Source organism: Paraburkholderia aspalathi (assembly GCF_905220735.1).
Lineage (GTDB): Bacteria > Pseudomonadota > Gammaproteobacteria > Burkholderiales > Burkholderiaceae > Paraburkholderia > Paraburkholderia aspalathi.
Window position 1 is genome coordinate 77,719 of sequence record NZ_CAJNBA010000012.1, and the last position, 19,328, is coordinate 97,046.

14 protein-coding genes and 2 pseudogenes are annotated in these 19,328 nt (G+C 60.1%); 11 read left to right on the forward strand and 5 right to left on the reverse strand.

Features of this window, described 5'->3' with window-relative positions; translation table 11 throughout:
• Nucleotides 1-184 precede the first annotated feature (184 nt).
• Nucleotides 185-769, reverse strand: coding sequence for a cysteine hydrolase family protein (locus tag KHO30_RS36195; RefSeq protein WP_167378444.1), 585 nt, complete (start codon nt 767-769; stop codon nt 185-187).
• A 714-nt stretch (nt 770-1,483) separates the two neighbouring features.
• Between KHO30_RS36195 and KHO30_RS36200 the strand changes: the two genes are divergently transcribed.
• Entirely contained in the window at nt 1,484-2,068 is a 585-nt protein-coding gene (locus KHO30_RS36200) for a TetR/AcrR family transcriptional regulator (RefSeq protein WP_167378445.1), read from the forward strand.
• A gap of 226 nt (nt 2,069-2,294) precedes the next feature.
• Here KHO30_RS36200 and KHO30_RS36205 read toward each other — a convergent pair.
• Nucleotides 2,295-2,603, reverse strand: a pseudogene (locus KHO30_RS36205) (ATP-binding cassette domain-containing protein); the annotation flags it as partial.
• A 2-nt stretch (nt 2,604-2,605) separates the two neighbouring features.
• Between KHO30_RS36205 and KHO30_RS36210 the strand changes: the two are divergent.
• Both KHO30_RS36210 and KHO30_RS36215 read left to right on the forward strand, forming a co-directional pair.
• A pseudogene (locus KHO30_RS36210) lies at nt 2,606-3,035 on the forward strand (arginase family protein); the annotation flags it as partial.
• Nucleotides 3,036-3,596: 561 nt separating this feature from the next.
• Nucleotides 3,597-4,688 carry a TIGR03118 family protein gene (locus KHO30_RS36215; RefSeq protein WP_093638722.1) on the forward strand — a complete coding sequence of 364 codons (1,092 nt, stop codon included), beginning with the start codon at nt 3,597-3,599 and terminating at the stop codon, nt 4,686-4,688.
• 901 nt (nt 4,689-5,589) lie between these two features.
• Here KHO30_RS36215 and KHO30_RS36220 read toward each other — a convergent pair.
• Nucleotides 5,590-6,174 (reverse strand): TetR/AcrR family transcriptional regulator, encoded by a 585-nt coding sequence (locus KHO30_RS36220; protein ID WP_200654906.1) that lies wholly within the window; start codon nt 6,172-6,174, stop codon nt 5,590-5,592.
• 404 nt (nt 6,175-6,578) lie between these two features.
• Between KHO30_RS36220 and KHO30_RS36225 the strand changes: the two genes are divergently transcribed.
• From KHO30_RS36225 to KHO30_RS36235, 3 genes are all read left to right on the forward strand, one after another.
• Nucleotides 6,579-7,370, forward strand: a complete 792-nt coding sequence (locus KHO30_RS36225) for an MDR/zinc-dependent alcohol dehydrogenase-like family protein (protein ID WP_211703788.1) — start codon at nt 6,579-6,581, stop codon at nt 7,368-7,370.
• A gap of 155 nt (nt 7,371-7,525) precedes the next feature.
• Entirely contained in the window at nt 7,526-8,503 is a 978-nt protein-coding gene (locus KHO30_RS36230; RefSeq protein WP_211703789.1) for a zinc-dependent alcohol dehydrogenase family protein, read from the forward strand.
• 76 nt (nt 8,504-8,579) lie between these two features.
• On the forward strand, nt 8,580-9,179 hold the full coding sequence (locus KHO30_RS36235) for an NADPH-dependent F420 reductase (RefSeq protein ID WP_211703790.1): 600 nt from the start codon (nt 8,580-8,582) through the stop codon (nt 9,177-9,179).
• Nucleotides 9,180-9,842: 663 nt separating this feature from the next.
• On the opposite strand, the gene KHO30_RS36240 is transcribed toward KHO30_RS36235, so the two are convergent.
• Nucleotides 9,843-10,643: a substrate-binding domain-containing protein gene (locus KHO30_RS36240; RefSeq protein ID WP_093638742.1), complete on the reverse strand. Its 801-nt coding sequence runs from the start codon at nt 10,641-10,643 to the stop codon at nt 9,843-9,845.
• A gap of 405 nt (nt 10,644-11,048) precedes the next feature.
• Between KHO30_RS36240 and KHO30_RS36245 the strand changes: the two genes are divergently transcribed.
• On the forward strand, nt 11,049-11,840 hold the full coding sequence (locus KHO30_RS36245; protein ID WP_211703791.1) for an IclR family transcriptional regulator: 792 nt from the start codon (nt 11,049-11,051) through the stop codon (nt 11,838-11,840).
• 18 nt (nt 11,841-11,858) lie between these two features.
• Here the strand turns inward: KHO30_RS36245 and KHO30_RS36250 are convergent, their stop codons facing one another.
• Nucleotides 11,859-13,193, reverse strand: a complete 1,335-nt coding sequence (locus tag KHO30_RS36250) for an MFS transporter (protein ID WP_211703814.1) — start codon at nt 13,191-13,193, stop codon at nt 11,859-11,861.
• A gap of 247 nt (nt 13,194-13,440) precedes the next feature.
• On the opposite strand from KHO30_RS36250, the gene KHO30_RS36255 reads away from it, so the two are divergent.
• The 4 genes from KHO30_RS36255 (at nt 13,441) to KHO30_RS36270 (ending at nt 19,268) form a co-directional block, all read left to right on the forward strand.
• Nucleotides 13,441-14,223 (forward strand): enoyl-CoA hydratase/isomerase family protein, encoded by a 783-nt coding sequence (locus tag KHO30_RS36255; RefSeq protein ID WP_211703815.1) that lies wholly within the window; start codon nt 13,441-13,443, stop codon nt 14,221-14,223.
• 17 nt (nt 14,224-14,240) lie between these two features.
• Nucleotides 14,241-16,352 (forward strand): acetate--CoA ligase family protein, encoded by a 2,112-nt coding sequence (locus tag KHO30_RS36260; protein ID WP_208620701.1) that lies wholly within the window; start codon nt 14,241-14,243, stop codon nt 16,350-16,352.
• A gap of 465 nt (nt 16,353-16,817) precedes the next feature.
• Complete coding sequence (locus KHO30_RS36265) at nt 16,818-18,146, forward strand: NAD(P)/FAD-dependent oxidoreductase (protein WP_093638758.1); 1,329 nt, start codon at nt 16,818-16,820, stop codon at nt 18,144-18,146.
• 426 nt (nt 18,147-18,572) lie between these two features.
• Nucleotides 18,573-19,268: a coiled-coil domain-containing protein gene (locus tag KHO30_RS36270; RefSeq protein WP_211703792.1), complete on the forward strand. Its 696-nt coding sequence runs from the start codon at nt 18,573-18,575 to the stop codon at nt 19,266-19,268.
• The last annotated feature ends 60 nt before the right edge of the window (nt 19,269-19,328 follow it).

The following is a 19,328-nucleotide window of genomic DNA, read 5'->3' on the forward strand; positions in this document are numbered from 1 at the left end:
TCCCAGCAGAGGGCGTTTTGACCGGCTGGAAGAGGCGATCAGACGTGCGATGCAGTGGGTCAACGGGCATCGCGCGGACAACCGAAACTGAGAGTCCGTGCGGACGGTCCTAGCCGCGAGCCGATGGGGTAGATCGTCAAATGGCGATGGCGGGATGCCACCTCGCCGACACTGCCCGCCGCATTCAGGCGAGCATTGAGATGATCGCGCTGGCTTCGGTCACAAAGGCCTGTCGTGGAAAGACCTTGTCGAGCAGGACGCGGTGGACCTCCGCATCGTTATCCGAGCAGCAGTCCCTGACTACGAAAAGGCGGTAATCCGCATCCGCTGCGTCGCAAAGCGTCGAGAGCACCACACCACTTGTGAGGATGCCGGTGAGCAATAGCGTGTCGATGCCGTTTGCTCGCAGGATCATGTCAAGGTCGGTTCCGGCGAAGGCGCTTACCCGATGTTTGGTCACGACTGTGTCAGCCGGTCCTGGTGCCACAGCGGGGTGAATCTCAATGGTTGAATCGTCTCCAGCTAACCGGCCTGAACTCCTGATTGCACTGAACGTCATGTTCCGCTCGCTCACCTCTGGATAGCCTGGCCGGAAGGCGACCACGACATAGATCACCATGATGCTGGCGTCGCGTGCGGCCTCCAGCAGTTTGGCGGTCCGGCTGAGAAGCTGCTTACTGTCTGTGGCGTAGCCGTCGACGACGAGTCTCTGGAAATCCATGACAAGCAGGGCGGCGCGTGTGCGATCGATGGGAAGCGGTTGGATCATGATGTCATTCTCCGTTGGGATTTGGATTGGATGCGTGTTCAAGGCTAAACATGAACAAAAGCATTCTCCACTAGGCGCTGCTCGCACATGGTGGGTTGCGGTTACCGTTGCCGGAGACCACAAATCCGGCTGTGCGCGCTCTGCTGCAGGCCGACACCGACACACCCTTTGGCCTTGAGCTATTGACCGGTCGAAAAAAAGCCGACCTGATCAGGGTCGGCCAAAGATTCTGGCGAATTATGGGGGAGGGGGTGCCAGAACCTTCCGGGGCTGAAAGATGCATCGGGATCATGCCCCGTGTAATGCCCCGTGTAATGCCCCGTGTAATGCGAGGAATACTCATATTGTTGGGCGATAATATGAGCATTCCTCCAGTATTGTCAAGCCTTGGGAAAGCATCTGAGCAGGGGAGCGGGGAGGTCTGCATTGCGGGCTTGAATATCGCTGTGAACCCTATGGCCACCAGGATCATGACCAGAATCACGCAGCCGCTTCAAACCTTTTGGCATAATCGAGGAACTTCATCAGTTTGTTATGCCCGGAACTTCGTGCGTGCGAAGACGCGAATGGGTAGCACCCGGGTGCTGAAGCGGCTGATGCCTCTCACCCAGCAAAATGAGAGCCAATCTCACATTATGGAACGACAATATGAATGAGACTCTGGTTTCGTCAAGGCGACCGAAGCCGCCTACCCAGGAGCGCGGAGAGAAGCGTGTGGCCGATCTACTCGCCGCAGCCGAGCAACTCTTCGCGTCGTCGGGCTATGAGGCTACAAGCATGAATGCAATTGCGAGCCTCGCAGGTTCTTCAATCGGCTCGCTGTACCAGTTCTTCCCCAATAAGGAAAGCGTCGGGGCCGCGCTGTTGAACCGCTACACGGACGAGATCGTCCTGTTATTGGATCAGTGGCAATTGTCTTTGCCCGAGACACCTATGGAGTTCGCAGGGGGATTGATTTCTATCGTGCATGGCTACGTCTCGAAACGCCCCGCGTGCAGGGTGCTGTCGGAAACTCCATCGGTGGTGGTAGCAGGATCATACGGGATGGTTCGGCTTTCCGCAGCGATTCAGGATCTGTTGACGACGTTCGATTCCTCGATCAGGCGCTCGGAGCTATCCGGAATTGCCTTGGCGACATACCTGATCCTAAAGGCGGCCCTGCAAGGGGCCCGGATGGTGGACAAGAGCAAGAGTGCGGCGGTCCGCAAAGAGATGCAGCAGGCTTTGGGTAGCTACCTGAAGGAACGTATAGGCAACGGTTCCAGAACGAACGCAGGCAGCAGCAAGGAGCCGCGATAGCCTGGCCAGACCGTTATTCTGCGTTGGTCAAATAGTGACTTATTGCAATCAAGCCGACGCGACAAAGGTGTTGTTGATCTGACGCACGACGCTGGGTCACCGAGGCCGCTTGCTATAGGACACATCCACATCATCCTTACGTATCGCTATGGGACCGTTGCGAACTCATCAGTTGGTCGAAGCTTGACTCAACCCAGTTGACTTTGGCGCCCATCTTCGCGGCGAGAGTGCGGGTCTGCATGGGCGCGCCTAGCACCTGCTCAGGCAAGCCGCTCTCGATGATTTGTCCCTGATCCATGAACAGCACACGGCTCGCGACTTCCCGCGCAAAACCGAGTTCGTGCGTAACGACGACCATGGTCATGCCGGTGCGGGCAAGATCGCGCATCACGGCGAGCACTTCGCCGACCAGTTCCGGATCGAGCGCGGACGTGGGCTCGTCGAACAGCATCAGCGCCGGCTTCATTGCGAGTGCGCGGGCAATCGCCACACGCTGCTGCTGGCCGCCAGACAGTTCCACCGGATATGCATCGCAGTTCCAACGTGTTCATTCGCGAAGGCAATCCGTTGCGCGGAATACTGGCGAAAGCGGGTCGCTATCTTGCGGACGGAAGTTGCCCTGTCGGCCCGCACATATATGAGTCTGCCTACTGGTCTGCGCAATGTGCCGCAGCCGCGGCGCAGGCCGTTCTCGAAGGTGCGCGCGAAACGTATGCACTCTCACGTTCTCCTGGTCACCACGCGCGCGTCGAAGCGGCAGACGGATTTTGCTACATCAATAGCGCGGCGGTCGCATCGGAATCCAGTCGTGGCGGGATTCGACGATGAACGCGGAGTAAATGAGGGGCACGGCTACAACGCGAACTTTCCGATGCCTCATCACTCGCCCGAATCGGTTTTCTTCGATCAGTTGGACAAAGCGCTGAACGTCGTGAGCCAGTTTCAGGCGGACGCGCTAGTCATCGCTTCAAGTGGATAGCGCAGTCGCTTCAGAACCTTGGCAATTATCGGAGCAAGCGTTTTTCGTGGCGTGAGAGCCTGCTTCATCGAAGGGCCAAACGGTTTTCGTCAGCTTCGAACTTTACTTTCTCCGCATTGATGCGACAGAACTCCCGACATTCACCCGTGCACGATACTGTCGTACTTCAAGCGAAAAGGTCATCCAGTCTGCGTCCGCGGAGTGTCAGTGTCCGACTCGCGGTGAGCCAGTCAAGGGGATCTGTAGCTGCCGTTGAAAGTCAATTGTCATCCGGGCGCCGCAAGTGAATATCAACGTCCGTGCGCACCAATGCCCCGCAATGTGAACCTCAGGTGGCTCGAATACGGATCGCACGGAATAAACACGCGTGCTTGATCGTTCAATGCGCAATGACGATGAACCGCCGGCGCGAAGGTCGAGGGCAAGGATGCCATCGACGCCGCTTGCGGGTTGGTGCGCTCGTTCAGAACACAAAGGGGTCGACGCGCGTTGCCGGTGGTTGTGCCGCGCGAGGACTATAGGCAAATCGTTCAAAGATCAGGAGGTGACATGCATAAGCTTGCAACTGTTTTCTCGCTTGCTGGAGCGGCCACGCTCGCACTTGCCGCGTGCGGCGGCAATTCGGGTAACAATATGCCCACACCGACCGCCGGTACATTCAAGTCGACCATTCTCGTGTCCAACGGCAGCGTCGCCGCGCCGCACGTCGACCCCAATCTGCAAAACGGCTGGGGCATCGCGTTCGGTCCGACCACCCCCGTCTGGGTATCAGACAACAATACGCAGAAGTCGTCGCTGTATGACGGCAATGGCGTGGTGCAGTCGCTCGTGGTCACACTACCGCCGGCCGCAAGCGGTCAACCCGCGAGTCCGACCGGTATCGTTTTCAACGGTACTACGGACTTCGCCGTCACGGCGAATGGCGCAACCGGTAACGCGGCATTCATTTTTGCCACGCTGGCCGGCACGATCGCGGCCTGGTCGCCTAAGGTGCTGCCGACGCAGGCTGTCACCGTTCACGATGACGGCGCGGGCGGAGCCGAATACACAGGCCTTGCGATTGCCAGCAACGCCGGCGCAAGCATGCTGTACGCCGCCGATTTCCATAACGGCAAAGTTGATATGTTCGACAAGACTTTCACGAAAGTCACGGTTGCCGGCGCCTTTAGCGACCCGAACGTACCTGCGGGTTTTAATCCGTTCGGTATCCAGGCCGTCGGCACTACGATTTATGTGGCGTATGCGAAGCTCGGGCCCGATGGTCACAGAGATCAAAGCGGTGCGGGCAACGGCGTGGTGGATGCGTTCGATACCGCTGGCCACCTGCTCAAGCGCATCGCATCAAACGGGCCGCTCAATTCGCCGTGGGGGATCGCCATGGCGCCGGCCAATTTCGGCGTGTTCAGCAACGACCTGCTGATCGGCAACTTCGGCGACGGCACCATCAACGCGTTCGATCCTGCGACTGGCGACTCGAAAGGGCCGCTCACACAGGCCGATGGTTCAAAGGTGACGCAGCAAGGACTCTGGGGCCTGGCGTTCGGCAACAACGCCGACAACCAGCCTTCCAACACGCTGTTTTTCGCGGCAGGTCCGACGGCGACGACGGGTGTCTATGGACGCATCGATTCGTCGATGTAGCCGGCCAAAGGTCCACAGGCTCGATGCAGTATCGTCAAGCGTGGCGCCAGAGACCGCGAGCGGTCCCATTCAGACGCCTGTGGTGGAGCGCAAAGGCGGTGCGAACCGACTTTGTCAACATGTCAGGATTGAAACGGAGCGATCGCCAGTGGGATTGTCATCTCCATCGAAGGAGCTCAAACTGGCAGGGCGCCATTCGTCGAGGGCGCCTGAAAAGATAATGAGCGCGTACGTCGCATGGCGACTATCGATGCAGGCAACATGCATGCGAAGCGTGGTTCTGCGAATACACTCAGCTCCGAGCCCGCAACCTCACCCGCGGTCAAAACCGGTAATCGGCCCTCAGCGTACCCGACTTTGCCGACGCACCTACAGATTTGGAGTCGCTCGTAGCGATAGAAACGAATTTCTGGATTTTCTTTCCTGCGGGAGCCGCTTTCTCTCGCGGCATCGTTCGAAAGATTGGCAGATATGCGATTCCGGATCATTCGAAGAACGTCCCGGTGTTCCGAGTTGGCGTCGTAGATCCGGCCGTCGGGAAAGTAGTTGACTGGTGTTTGTGGGATGCCCTATAACGAATGGCCGCTATCGACATACTTGAGCGACCGCTTCGGGTCCAGAGTGTGTGAAAACACGTCGATTACGTTGCCCGCTCTTTGCAAGGATCTCGCGAAGGCGGGCGATATTGATATGGCCACTTGCCAAGTCGATGATGACATTGTGGTCGAGCGTGAGCTTCATAACTCGGACCTACTTCCGACTGGATTCTGAGCACCGAAGGATACGCACTCACCCACGGTGTGCCGATGCTGCGTCGGTCCACGAAAGGAAGCAGAGCATGACGCTCCAAATCGCGGCCCTGCGAGCGCCGGCGCTGGACCACTCTGTGCGGCACTGTCGGTCAGACAGCGCGAGTCCCCCGGGGCTTTGCAGATCTCACCCGACCGCTTTGAGCTGGCCATGCTTGCATGGCGACATCTGCGATCGCCTTCAGCTTTTGCGGGCCGCCTCCGTCTCGTGCCTGGACGGCCATTCCGCGGGTCACGGCGCTGTAGAAGGCAGCGAGTGCAGGCACGTCGGTGTCAGGCGGTAAGTCGCCGTCTTCGACCCCCTTGCGCAACCGCTGCGCCATCATCTCTTCAGCGTTTGCGCGGTGCTCGGCCATCGTCTCACGAATAGAAGCGAGTTCGGGGGGCAGGTGAGTGCCGGCCAGAGAGATCATGCAGCCCGATGGGTGGCTGTCTCGAGTGAACTCCACGACGGTAGCATCGAGAAGCTTCTTGAATGCTTCTCGCGTGTCGGCCGTGCCGAACAGTCTGCCAGCGAACCAGACTTCGGACATGCTCAGGTATGCGTCAGTCGTTTCCTTATAAAGCTGCTCCTTGCTGCCAAACGAGTTATAGAAGCTCGAGGGGCTGATCCCCATGGCATGGATCAACTGGTCAAAGGAGGCGCCTTCGTATCCCTGCTCCCAGAAGAGCTTCATGGCTCGGTTCAGGGCTTCCGTACGATCAAAGGTTGAGGGTCTGCCGCGGCTGCGCCGGGGTTGGGTATCGTTTTTTGTAGTCATGGCTCCAAAATTAATTGACATGCTGTAGAGATGAACCTATTCTGCCATAACGGAGCGATCGCTCCAATAATCATATGCTTGCGAAAGGAGTCTCTGATGCAGCGAATTGTTCACACCAACCATGGCGAGCCCGCCGAGGTGCTCACGCTGGAAGCATTTTCCGATGCCCCTTCTCTTGTGAGCGGAGCGGCGCTTGTGCGTGTGTCCGCCGCACCGGTTCATCCGGGCGACTTGCTGGGCGTCTCAGCTTCCCCCGCCTTCGGGGCGGCTCCCTTCATCCCGAGGGGGGGCGAGTGCCCGGCGTCGAAGGTGTAGGGGTGGTGGAAGCGCTGGCCGCTGACATTGCCCCTTCACACCGGATTCAAGTCGGCACACGTGTGGCCTTCTTTCCCGTCAACGGTGCCTGGAGTTCCAGGATCGCCGCGCCTGTCCAGTCGCTGATACCCGTGCCCGATGAAGTGAGCGATGAGGTCGCAGCGCAGATGTTGGTCAACACGTTGACGGCACGCCTTGCGATGAGGGCTGGTCACAACGCGTTGCCCGAAGACAAGCGCGAAGATGTCACGGTTATTCAGACGGCTGCCAATTCAGCCGTCGGAAGGCTGCTCACTCATCTGCTCGTCGAAGCGGGCGTCAATCCGATCCTGCTCGCCGGCTCCGCGGCGAGCGCGCAAGCGCTTAAAGCTGCTCGCCCCAGCCTTTCTATCATCGCCACGGAGAACCAGGGCTGGAAGGACGAACTTCGCGCTGCGCTTGCGAACAAGCCCGTCTACGTGGCGTTCGATGGCGTCGGCGGTGCGCTCTTGCCCGACGTAGCGGGCTTCCTGGCCCGGGGCGGAGCGATCATTAGCTACGGCTCCCTGGGAGGAGCGGCGACGGACATTCGTTCCATCGCCCCTCAAGCGTTGACCATCAAGGGGGTGTCGTTGTTCAGTTGGCAATTCGAAGCTGCGACGGTACGCGAAGCGGACCTGGCCAAGGCGCTCGAGTTGGCACGCAACTTCCCGAGCCTTTTCCCAGTGGCGGAACGATATCAGGCGAGCGACTACCTGCGAGCGCTCGAACATACGTACCGCAGGGGAAGGGCCGGCATGGTGCTGTTCGCGTTCTAGCGCTACGTGTCCTGCGCAATGTGAGGCGCTCCTCGTCATGAGGGGCGGCCTCGTAGCGTTCACCCCGGTCTTTGCACTATTTCGAAATGAGCGCCGAGCGCCGAAGTATTGCCTCTCGGCTTTCCAGCCAAGCATCTTATGAAAGGACGCAAGCCATGCGTGCTATCCAGAACACCGCTTTCGGCGACCCCGTCGAGACTCTGAAACTCGTTGATCTTCCGGAGCCGGCCAGCACCGGCCCGGATGAAGTCCTGATTGCGATGGAGTATGCCCCCATCAACGGCAATGACCTGGCCGTCATCACGAATCGCTTCGCCTACTCGACTCCGCTGCCCTCGATCGTGGGCAACGAAGGCGTCGGGCGAGTTCTGCAGGTAGGCTCGAATGTCTCCAATGTGAAAGTCGGCGACCGCGTATTGCCCCCGCTTTATGCGTTGACCTGGCGTGAGCGCCTGGCGATCCCGGCCAAGGGGCTGATTGCGCTGCCTGCCAGCGTCGATCCACGTCAACTGGCCATGCTGCGCATCAATCCTCCCACGGCCGTACTTCTGCTCGGGCGCTTTGTTGACCTCAAAGAAGGCGACTGGATCGTGCAAAATGCGGCCAACTCCGGCATCGGCCGCACGGTGATCGCGTTGGCGAAGAAGCGCGGCCTGCGGACCATCAATTTCGTACGTCGTCCTGAACTGGTCAAGGAACTGGAGGAAGCTGGTGGGGACGTCGTTCTCGTCGATGAGCCGGGCGCCACTGACAAAGCCAAGGCCGCGGTCGGTCCGGGCGACGTCCGTCTGGCCATCGATGGCCTGAGCGGTTCGGCTGCGGTGCGCCTGATCGACGTGCTGTCGCAAAACGGTACGCTGGTGAGCTATGCGTTCACAAGCGGCGAGCTGGTCACTCCGCTCAAGGTCGTGGACCTGCATCTGCGCGGCATCGTCGTGCGCGGCATATACATCGACCTTCCCGAATATCTGCCGTACATCATGGACGCAATCAAGGAGTCTGCCGAGCTGATGGCTCGCGGCGAGCTTGAGCTGCCTGTGGCTGCCGTCTATCCGCTTGCGGACTTCCAAAAGGCCGTCGCGCACGCAATCAAGGGTGGCAAGGTGCTGCTCGACTTGCGCTCATCGAACTGACCTGGCTGTTCTACCACGTGCCGTGCTCCTGGACGAGCATGGCTTCATTGACTTACGTTGCCGCTGAGGTGTCGAAATGAAGATTGGTTTTATTGGAGCCGGTGCTGTAGCGCAGTCCATCGCCAGGAGTGCCATTCAAGCGGGACATGAGGTTCTCCTGAGTGCTCGTCGTGGGCCGCAGGCTTTGGGCGATGTCGTGGCCGGACTCGGTCCGAACGCGTCGGCAGATACGGTCCAGGAGGTGGCTCGGCTCGAGCTGGTCGTGCTCGCCGTTCCGTGGCTTCAAGTCCCGTCGGCCTTGGATGGGCTGCCCAATTGGGCGGGCCGCATTTTGGTGGATACCACTAACCCTTTTACACAACTGGAGCCGGAGCTCGTTCTGGCAGACTTGGGGGGCACGGGCGCCAGCGAGATCGTCGCGGCACACGCGCCAGAGGCTCGCGTCGTCAAGGCGTTCAATGCTATCCGCATGGAGCACTACGACAAGGGCCCGAAGTTTCATGACGGAAAACGCGTCATCTTCGTCTCCGGTGACGACAAGGACGCAAAGGCGGTGGTGACCGGACTCGTCAACGATTTTGGCTACGCATCAGTGGATCTTGGCGGTCTGGTTTCGGGCGGTCGCATGCAGCAAGCGGGTGGTCCGATTGCTGGCCGCGACTGGGTCGTCGCATAGGACTGCAAGGTATGCAAACCAATGTCGCGTTATGTCGGGAAGCAGAGCGGCTGGATGTCCGGTTGTCTTTGTGATCTGCCGTTGGCGGGACGCCACTTCGACTGTCGAGGCCAGAGGGGCCAGCCGCGAGCCACCTGGTCCTCGGACGGCAGATGTGTACAGATGGATTGCGGTGATAACGCGGGTTATCGCCGCAAAACTCGCCAAGGCATTGTGGAGCAGAGCAGTGGCGATAACACCCGTTATCGTGGCAAACCTCGGCGAGGCGTTGTAGAGCAGGGCGCTCTAAGCGGTGTTGGCGCGATTGCAACGCGCAGGGCACGGAAAGTCTGCTGGTCGGCCAAAGCCGCCGTTCGAACATCTTGGCTTGCACGTCTGCTATGCGCTACTGACCGGACGCTTACAACCTAACGCCTGCCAAAGTCCTGCCGAAATTCAGCGGATGCGTGCTCTCGACCCAAACGAGATACCCCGCGAAAATCCATGAACGACCGCTTTGGGCGAGCGGGCCGTCGCTTGAATTGACTGGATCAAACGAAGCACCGTAGCTATCTTGCTCAAAGGTCATGCCCCATTCCCGCTCGGACAGGCCTAACAACGAGCGAAGCGAGTGTCTCGGTGGCCTATCCTCCGGGGGCACCACGACGGGAGGACCAATGCGATCTATTTCCCGGGCTTGATTGGATCAAGCCCCGTCTTTTCGAATACTGCCGATGCTGTCGGCGTTCTCAGGTAAGAAATGAGGGCTGCGGCGCCTTCCTGCTCCTGCGCGTTTGTTGATAAGGCGGCGGAAATGACGCTTGCCTTCTGGACTTCTTGCGGGAGCGCCCCGACGTACTGGATCCCCTGAATGGCGCGAAGTTCACTGATCTGTTGCAATCCAAGTTCAGCGTCGCCGCGCTCAATGGCCGTTCCGACCAGTTCCTTCCCTTTGATTTGAATACTCCTGGCTTTCATTTGATGCGCGATGCCAAGCTTGGGGAACAACGTCTCAGTAATATAGGTGCCGCTAGCTCCTTCAGAGAATGCTACAGATTTTGCTGCGAGCAGTGCACTACGTAGTGCTTCCACAGTACTGACATCCGGCTTCGGCATGCCGACCTGGACCGCGACGCCAATTCGGGACGCAACGAGATCTGTGCGAGTGTCCGGGAGAAACTTGCCTTGTCTGATCTGTTCGTCCAGCGCAGGGCGGATCATGAAGCAGACGTCCATTGCTTCGCCATTCTTAATGCGCATGGGTAACGCGTCAGCGGACGTACCGTATGACGGCCCCCACGATATGACGAGGTGATTCCCGGTCTGCCGTTCATACCCTGGTCCGAGCTCCCTAAACGCTGCTGAGAGCGCTCCAGTTGCCAGAACATGAACGTCAGCGGCATGAACCGCATTTGACAATAGTGACGCGGTGCAGAGTGCGGCAGACACGGTCGCGCGTCGGAGCTTTGCAATGTTGATGACCATCGGATTATCCTTTTCTAGTAAAGCTACGGTTTTTTCAGGTGTCGAATCTCACTGCATGTACTGACATGCAGTGGCTTCAGGGAAGATGTCGCCGGCAGGAAGCACAAATTTGCGCATGCTCCAGCAATTGGTGCGGTCGGTTGGGAACCCGGCCGGACTGAAGATCCGCAAAACCATCCGGCTCTCAGAAGAAAAGCCCGCAACTGCACAGCGATTCTGCAAATATCCACACGAAATCCAGGAGGGGTACCATCTGCTGCGCCGACAAAACGTCGCCTCCTACAGGTTGCCGCTCCGGACGCCAATCGCGAGATGATCCGCAGACTTGGCCGCGGCGCTACGATGCGGTCTGATTCGGCATCGACAATCGACCTTTTCACGTTAAGCACGGCAATCCCACTGTCTATGGCGGACCACACGAATCAACAACCGCAATCGAACGCTACCCCATCGAATCGATCGCTCGAACGCGGGCTCGAACTGCTGCGCGCGTTCGGTCCCGGTGCAACGCTTCTCGGCAATGGAGAACTCGCGGAACGCACCGGCCTGCCGAAGGCAACGGTGAGCCGCCTTACGCGAACGCTCGTCGAGGCGGGTTATCTCGAGCACGATGCGGCACGCAGGGCGTACAGACTAGGCCTGCCCGTGCTCAGTCTGGCGCAGGCGTTGCGCAGCGGATCCACGGTACTGAATGCTGCAGGACCGCTAATCCGCGACACTGCCCAGGCAAAGCGCATCAATGTCGGAATCGCGGGCGCCGACCGGGAAGAGATGGTCTACCTTGAGTCCATTCGCTATAACCAGCGAGCCTCACTACGTACGATCGTCTCGGGACAACGCGTGCCGATGGAACTGACTTCGCTCGGGCGCGCGTACCTCGCAGCGCTGCCGCAGACGGAATTCACCGCCCTGATGGACGCGTTCAAGCGGCGCAAACGGAGCGGCTGGGAGCGTCTCGCGCGGGAGATCGGCGAAGCTGTAGACGATGTGCGCCGAAGAGGCTTCTGCGTTGCAAGTTGGCAACCGGAAGTGATCGCACTCGCGACACCCCTCGCCATTCCCGGACATCGTTTGCTGGTCCTGAACTTTAGCGTCCGCACGGCGGCGTCAAACGACAGCGTTGTAAGCGAACTGGCAGCGCCCCTGCTGGGTCTGCGCGACGAGATTACGGCCGCATGCGCGCGCCTGGAAGGCTGAAGACTGCAAGCTTCTCTTTCATTCCCGGCGTTCACTGATCGCGCGCGCTGGAATACCCAGCACCACCGCAAGACCGCCGAGTATGGAGACGAACGCAACCGCATAGAGGCCCACGGCGCTGCTACCGAAGTGCGTCGATGCGTAGCCGATCACCGAAGGAGCCGAAATCCCGCCAAACTGACCGAGGCTGCTAATGAGGCCGATGCCGCTTGCTGCGGCGGTGCTCGACAGGTACGCGGGTGGGATCGTCCAGAAAAGCGACAGCATGCCCAGATAGCCAGCCGTCGCGACGCAAAGCAGTGCTACCAGAATGCCTGCGTGATTGGCCGCCGCCGGCAAAAGCGCGACGCCCAGCGCGGCCATCAATGCGCTTGCCATGAAATGCCACCGCCTCTCCAACATACGATCCGAGTTTCGGCCGAGCAGATACATCGCGACTGCGCCGACCACATACGGAATCGCGGAAAGAAGCCCAATGTGCCAGTAGTTCGATACCCCGCTTTTCTGGATCACGCTCGGAGCCCAGATATGCACGACGATGCTCGCCCACGGTACGCTGAAGTATGCGAAGGTGAGGAAATAAAACTTCGGTTCCTTCAATGCGACCCAGATCGAACCATGAGCGCGTGCAGCCTTCGTTTGCGCGTCGCGGTTAAGCTCCGCGAGCAGGAGGGCTTTCTCGTCGTCCGTGAGCCAGGTCGCCTGCTCGGGGCGGTCCGTCAGATAGACATAGGCAAAGATACCGGCGATGACTGACGGGAATCCTTCGAGAAGGAACAGCCATTGCCAGCCGTTATAGCCGAGTAAGCCCGACATGCTGTTGAGTATCCATCCCGACACAGGCCCGCTGATGATGCCGGATACGCAGATCGCCGTCATGAAGATTGACGTGACTCGTGCGCGGCGCGCGGCCGGAAACCAGTAGGTGAAGTAGAGAATCACTCCCGGGAAGAATCCTGCTTCCGCTGCGCCCAGCAGCACGCGCGCGATGTAGAACTGGGTCGGCGTCTGCACGAACGCGGTGCCCGCCGAAACAATGCCCCATAGCGCCATGATCCGCATGAGCGTTTTTCTCACGCCGACTCGCGCGAGCCACAGGTTGCTCGGCACTTCAAAGAGCATGTACCCCACGTAGAAGAGCCCCACACCCAGACCGAATGCGGCGTCGGAAAGACCGATATCGCGCGAGAACTGCAGGTGGGCGAAGCCGATATTGGCGCGATCCAGATAAGCGAAGACGTAACAAACGAAGAGGAACGGCAGCAGCCGCCAGGTGACTTTCCTGTAGACGGCCTCTGTCTGCGGTTGCGCGACGGCGCTGACGTCGATTGGATTGGAACGGGCTGCGTGCATCATGTCTCCGGCTTGTATGGGCCGCAGGATCGTCGTGGCAAGTGTCCTGCGTTGGAATCCATTATCGGCGCCGAACGCTCGATGACAATCCGCCAATTCCATCCAGTGGAATTTATCGGGCCTTGGGATGAAATACGCTCCGTTCCACAGAGTGGAATTAACGGGGTGTCTTGGGCGGCAGGTGGGGCTAAGCTGCATTGGCAGATTGACCTTGTCAGTCGACTCCAATTCAACCATCGAGACACGCATGAGCACATCCACCATTCAAGTCACTATCGACTCGCAAGTCGCCATGATCGCGCTGAATCGTCCTGAAAAACGTAACGCCATCACCAACGAAATGCGTGCCGAACTGATCGAGGCGCTGGACACCGTTTCGCGCGACCGGGGGGTGCGCGCCGTAGTGTTGACCGGCAACGGCAAGGGGTTCTGCGCTGGCGGAGACGTCAGCGGTATGGCGCAGCGCATGGAAGCGCCCGCCGGCGAGATTGCGTTCAATGGCTGGTCCCGCCAGCAACTCGTGCATCACACGGTCAATCTGCTCTACTCGATGCCCAAACCGACCATCGCTGCCGTCAACGGGGCGGCCGCGGGTCTCGGTGCCGATATGGCGCTCTCCTGCGACTTTATCCTCGCGTCCCAGGAAGCGAGCTTCACGTGGAGCTACATCAAACGCGGGCTGATTCCCGACGGTGGCGGCATGTACTTATTGCCGCGTCGAGTCGGCCTCGCGCGGGCGAAGGAACTGATCTTCAGCGGGCGCAAGGTAGATGCACAGGAAGCGCTGGAAATTGGCATCGCGGATCGCCTGAGCGACCCGGAATCGCTCATCGCCGACGCCCATGCCTGGGCCGCCGAATTGAGCCAGGGTTCGGCCACCGCGCTCGCGCTTGGCAAGAGCATCCTCAACCAGAGCTACGAACTTTCCGTGCATCAGGTGTTTTCACAAGGTAGCCAGGCACAGGCCGTCTGCTACACAAGCAGTGAACATCGCGACTCGGTGCTCGCATTCCTGAACAAAACCAAGTGAGCACGAAGGAGATCGACGTGAATGCAATTTCAAAATTGATGCGCCCGGCGAGCGTAGCCGTAATCGGCGCATCGGCGGACGCAGCCAAGACTTCAGGGCGCCCGGTGGCTTACCTCCGGAAGCACAGCTTCGACGGCGACATCTACCCTGTCAATCCGCGTTACGACTCGATCGATGGCCTGCCCTGCTATCCCGATGTAGCGTCGTTGCCGCACGCACCGGATGTCGGCATCGTGCTGCTCGGCGCCGAGCGCGCCCACGTTGCGGTGCGGGATCTGGCAAACCGCGGGACAAGCGCTGCAATCGTGCTGGCGAGCGGCTATGCAGAAATTGGCGAGGAAGGCGCGAAGCGGCAGGCGCAATTGATCGAGGCAGCAGGGTCCATGCGCCTGCTTGGCCCGAATACGATCGGGCTCGTCAACCTCACCGATAGCATCACGCTGTCGGCAAGCGGGGCGCTGGAGACCGACACTTTTACAGTCGGCGGGATCGGCGTGGTGTCACAAAGCGGGGGGATCCTTGGCTCGCTGTTGTCGCGGGCGGCAGCAAGCGGTATTGGCCTGTCAAAGCTGGTGTCGACGAGCAACGAAGCAGATCTCGACATGGCAGACTTCGTCGACTATCTGGTTGACGATGATTCGACTTCCGTTGTCGCGCTCTACATGGAAGGGCTGCGTCATCCGGAACGATTCCGGCGTGCGGCGTTACGGGCGGCCGCCGCGGGCAAGCCGGTCGTCGTGTTCAAGATCGGACGCTCGGAATCAGGCGCACGATCGGCGGTCTCGCATACGGGCGCGCTGGCCGGTTCGGACCGCATGTATGACGCGCTTTTCAGCCAGGTCGGCGTCATTCGTGCTCAGAGGTTTTCCGATTTGCTCGACATCCCTCATGCGCTCGCTACGCGTCGCAAGCTCTCCGGGCGGCGGGTGGCGATTCTGACCTCGACCGGCGGTGCCGGCACGCTCGTCACCGACAGCCTCGGCATGGTGAACTTTGAGACCCCGCCTCCCGATGAAGCGACTGCTGCAAAGCTGCGCGCGCTCCAGACCGGCGATCATGCAGTGCTCGACCGCAATCCGATCGACGTGACGCTCGCGGGTCTGCAGCCGGCTCTGCTGCGCGGTGCGATCGGCACGCTACTCGACAGTCCGACTTACGACGCAGTCGTGGTTATCGTTGGATCGTCAGGCCTCGCGATGCCTGACCTGATGGCTAACGCGATCCGCGATTCGCTGCCCGGGAGTGACAAACCCGTGATGGCATTTGTGAGCCCTCACGCGCCGGAGATCACACGGTTGCTTAACGAGCAGGCAGTGCCGGCGTTCCCATCGCCCGAAAGCGTGACTAGCGCACTTGCGGCGATGTGGCAGCACGGCGAGTACATGCAACGCGCCGTGAATTTGGACAAACAACACTCCGAAGCAGACGTCAACGTGAGCGATCTACCCGCCGGATCACTAAACGAAGCGCAGGCGAAAGAGCTTTTTGCCCGCTTCGGTGTGACGGCGGTACGTGAGCGTGTCGTCACGAACGCGAATGAGGCCACGAGCGCCGCTCGCGAGCTGGGCGACAAAGTCGTGCTCAAACTGCTGTCGAACACGATCACCCACAAGAGCGATGTCGGTGGCGTCGCGGTTGGGGTCACAGCTGACAGCATCGGGGCGCGCCTGAACCGTATGCGGGACGACGTTGAAACCGCGACTGGCGTATCCGCGAATGCGTTTCTCGTTCAGGAAATGGTGGCCGGTGGAACGGAACTGATTCTCGGCCTTCATCGAGACCCGTTAGGCATAGCATTGCTGCTCGGCATGGGCGGCGTCACAGCGGAACTGTTCAAGGACACGACAATGCGCCTGCTCTCCACCGAAGTGCCGCTGTCGCGCGCAGACGCGCTCGCGATGATCCACGAACTGAAAACGTGGCCCCTGCTAGACGGGTATCGTGGACGGCCGCGCGCTGATATTGATGCCCTCGTAAGCGCAATCGTCGCCTTTGCGCGAATGGCGGTGCAGCTTGGCGGGCGTATTGTCGAAGCAGAAATCAATCCGATCTTCGTGCTGCCTGCGGGCCAAGGCGTACGGGCGGCTGACGGCGTTGCTGTACTCGCATCGGAGCCTCACGACGAATGACGAGGCTCTGGTCGCACTCGACGAAACATCCCCGTTCGCCGATCTTGCGCGTGCCGAGAGCGAGGTGGCAAATCCCACCCACATCGACCTCCCGATTGCCGATCGAAGGGCTCGGCGAGCGAACCATTTGCTACGTTCATTTCGACGAAGTGTGGTTCGCTCGCGTTTGAAAAGTAGGTGTGCGCGCCTACCGGTAACCAGGAAGCAAGAGCGTGAGAATGTGGCTTAGCAGAAACCTGATCTCGGCAACAGTCTGCAAGATAGCAATTCAAGAATTGCCTCAGCGCCTGGTGGATCATCGTTGTATCCCTTTCGGATACAACAGGATCGTCCTATCAGCGAAGCGGTGGAACATACCAAAATCGTAGCCAGTATCTGCGGATGATGAAATCGCGCTTCAGGTGCGCATTTCCGACAGTCTTGACTGCAGTAACGTACCAAGAAGCGGCAACCAACGGCTATGAAATGCTAAGGATCGACGAAGTCACGGATAGCGAAGGTTTCCCCGATCGATGCGATGTCGCGGTAATTGGCGGCGGCATTATTGGCGTCAGCACCGCGTATGAACTGGCGCGACGCGGCGTCCAGGTGGCTCTGCTGGAAAAGGGCGTCATCGGCTGCGAGCAGTCGGGGCGCAATTGGGGCTGGGTGCGTCAGCAGAACCGCGACCTCCATGAGTTGCCGCTCGCGATGCAGAGCCTCAAACGCTGGAGCGAACTAAGCGAAGAACTGGGCGAGGACATTGGGTTTCGTAAGGCAGGCATCCTGTACGGCACGGAGTATCAATCGGACATCGCGCAGTGGGAATCGTGGCTTGCACGCGCCCGGGAAGTCGGCTTTAACAGCGAGATCCTCAGTGCGCGCGAACTGGCAGCGCGCATTCCGTCCGGACGTGCGAAGTGGGCTGGAGGGCTGTGGTCTGGCACGGACGGCCGCGCCGAGCCGTCGAAAGCCGCGCCTGCGATTGCTCGCGGCGCGCAAGGTCTCGGCGCGATGGTGTATCAGAACTGCGCGGTACGAAGTCTCGACACGAGCGCTGGGCGTGTCTCTGGCATCTGGACGGAGCGCGGCCGGCTGGCAGCCGACACCGTCGTTCTCGCGGGAGGCGCCTGGAGCGCGTTGTTCTGCCAGCATCACGGCATCGATCTGCCCGCCATCAACGTGATGGGAACGGCGTTGCGAACCGCTGAGGCGCCGGGGGTCATTGAAGGCTGTTTCTCCGGGCCTAACTTCGCGCTGAGGAGGCGCTTGGACGGGGGCTACACCATCGCTGTTCCCGGCTACGGACGCGTGGAACTCGCGCCGCAAAACCTGCGGCATTCGGTGAAGTTCCGCACCATGTTCCGCAGCAAGCTGAAGAAAAAACTGAAGATTCGCGTCGGCGCCAGCTTCTTCCACGGACCGGAGGCAAGCGCAACCTGGCGCGACGATGAAGTCTCGCCGTTCGAAGAAACGCGGGTGCTGGATCCCCGGCCTGATACCGAATGGCTCGAACGTGCCCTGCAAAATGTGTCCAGCGTGTTTCCCGAGCTGGCGGGCTTGCGGATCGCTCATGCATGGGCGGGCGCGATCGACACGACGCCGGACCTCGTTCCCGTCATCTCGAAGGTTAATGCGAAACCCGGTCTTGTGATCGCATCCGGCTTCAGCGGACATGGCTTTGGACTAGGGCCAGGTGCAGGCATGCTCGCGAGCCGGCTGGTAATGGACGAGGCGCCGCAGTTCGACATTGAACCCTACAGACTGGCCCGCTTTTCCGACGGAACGAAACTGGGCAGCCCCGAAATGATGTGAGTCGACGCCGCGGGCGAGCCTATCGCGGCAGTCTGCCCCGGGAGATTGAACCTCCAGCACGATTCAACTGTATTGATTAGCGGCCGTTGCAGTTCGAAAAGCGGCCGGGTATCTAGATTGACCTCGTATGACGGAGAAGGGTCGCAGTACGCATTCGCTAGCGGTGGAGCCGATCATTCGCGAATGCCAACCTTCGAATGTCAGGAAAAGGATCCGTAGCGGCCAGAGCGACGTCGATCCTCGAATGACGGCCAAGGCCGAACTTCAGCCGTCTGAACTACCAGTCAATGCGGTGCTTTTCATCTGTTTCGCGATGACGACGATCGTCGTCCACGTGAAGATACTGACTGGTGGTCGTGAGCGACGCATGCCCGAGGAGAACTGGTCGCGACGCTGTGGGCGAAGTCCACCACATCGGCGCAGGCGGTGCTCGAGGCTCTGCGGATTGACGCCGAGGCAGAGAAGGCCAGCGCGCGCAACGAGGCAGCATCACTGCAGGCTGAGCTTGTGCGGACCGAAACGGCGCTCGAGCAGCGCACCGGCGCGTTGCTGGCGGCACAGGTGCGCATTCAGGAGCTTGAACAGGCGCAGGCCGCCGGGGAGGCGATGCGTCAGGCGCTTGAGGCTGAAGTCGCGCGACAGCAGGACGAGATCGGTGCGCGTGACCGGGCACTGGTGCAGGCGAGGGCCGATTTTTCGGTTGAACTCGACAAACTACGGAGCAGCGCGGAACTCGCAGGAGAGCGTTTGCGGGCTGCCGAGAAGCGGGCGCTGCTTGAGATCGAGCGCGAGCGGGGCGTGAGCGCGCGGTCCCAGAAGGAGCTTGAGGCGGCCGCGCGCAGGGCGGAGCAGAGCGAGACCCGGCACCGGGAGGAAATCCAGGCGCTGCAGGTTCAGCTTGGCGATGCGCGTCATCGTGTGGGCCTCGTGGAGGGGAATCTGGAAGCGCTTCGCAGTTCGAATGCGGCATCCACCAAGGAACTCGACGCGTTGAGATCGCAACTCGCGACCACCGTTGCAAACCAGACGGCGACGCGGAAGCGCCCGTTACCCTCCGTCGAGACCAGCAAGCCTCGCCGCGCTGCACCTAAGGTCGCGACGAGGAAGCGATCGCCATCCTGATTTTTTGCAGTTTTCTTCGGCAACTTGATGAATAACAAGAGTGAGACCGCTAGTACATGG

Coding starts and splice junctions, on each gene's coding strand:
- KHO30_RS36220 (WP_200654906.1), bottom strand. CDS start 6,174: ATGAAGCTCTTCTGGGAGCAGGGATACGAAGGCGCCTCCTTTGACCAG.
- KHO30_RS36265 (WP_093638758.1), top strand. CDS start 16,818: ATGCTAAGGATCGACGAAGTCACGGATAGCGAAGGTTTCCCCGATCGA.
- KHO30_RS36255 (WP_211703815.1), top strand. CDS start 13,441: ATGAGCACATCCACCATTCAAGTCACTATCGACTCGCAAGTCGCCATG.
- KHO30_RS36230 (WP_211703789.1), top strand. CDS start 7,526: ATGCGTGCTATCCAGAACACCGCTTTCGGCGACCCCGTCGAGACTCTG.
- KHO30_RS36235 (WP_211703790.1), top strand. CDS start 8,580: ATGAAGATTGGTTTTATTGGAGCCGGTGCTGTAGCGCAGTCCATCGCC.
- KHO30_RS36195 (WP_167378444.1), bottom strand. CDS start 769: ATGATCCAACCGCTTCCCATCGATCGCACACGCGCCGCCCTGCTTGTC.
- KHO30_RS36240 (WP_093638742.1), bottom strand. CDS start 10,643: ATGGTCATCAACATTGCAAAGCTCCGACGCGCGACCGTGTCTGCCGCA.
- KHO30_RS36245 (WP_211703791.1), top strand. CDS start 11,049: ATGGCGGACCACACGAATCAACAACCGCAATCGAACGCTACCCCATCG.
- KHO30_RS36215 (WP_093638722.1), top strand. CDS start 3,597: ATGCATAAGCTTGCAACTGTTTTCTCGCTTGCTGGAGCGGCCACGCTC.
- KHO30_RS36250 (WP_211703814.1), bottom strand. CDS start 13,193: ATGCACGCAGCCCGTTCCAATCCAATCGACGTCAGCGCCGTCGCGCAA.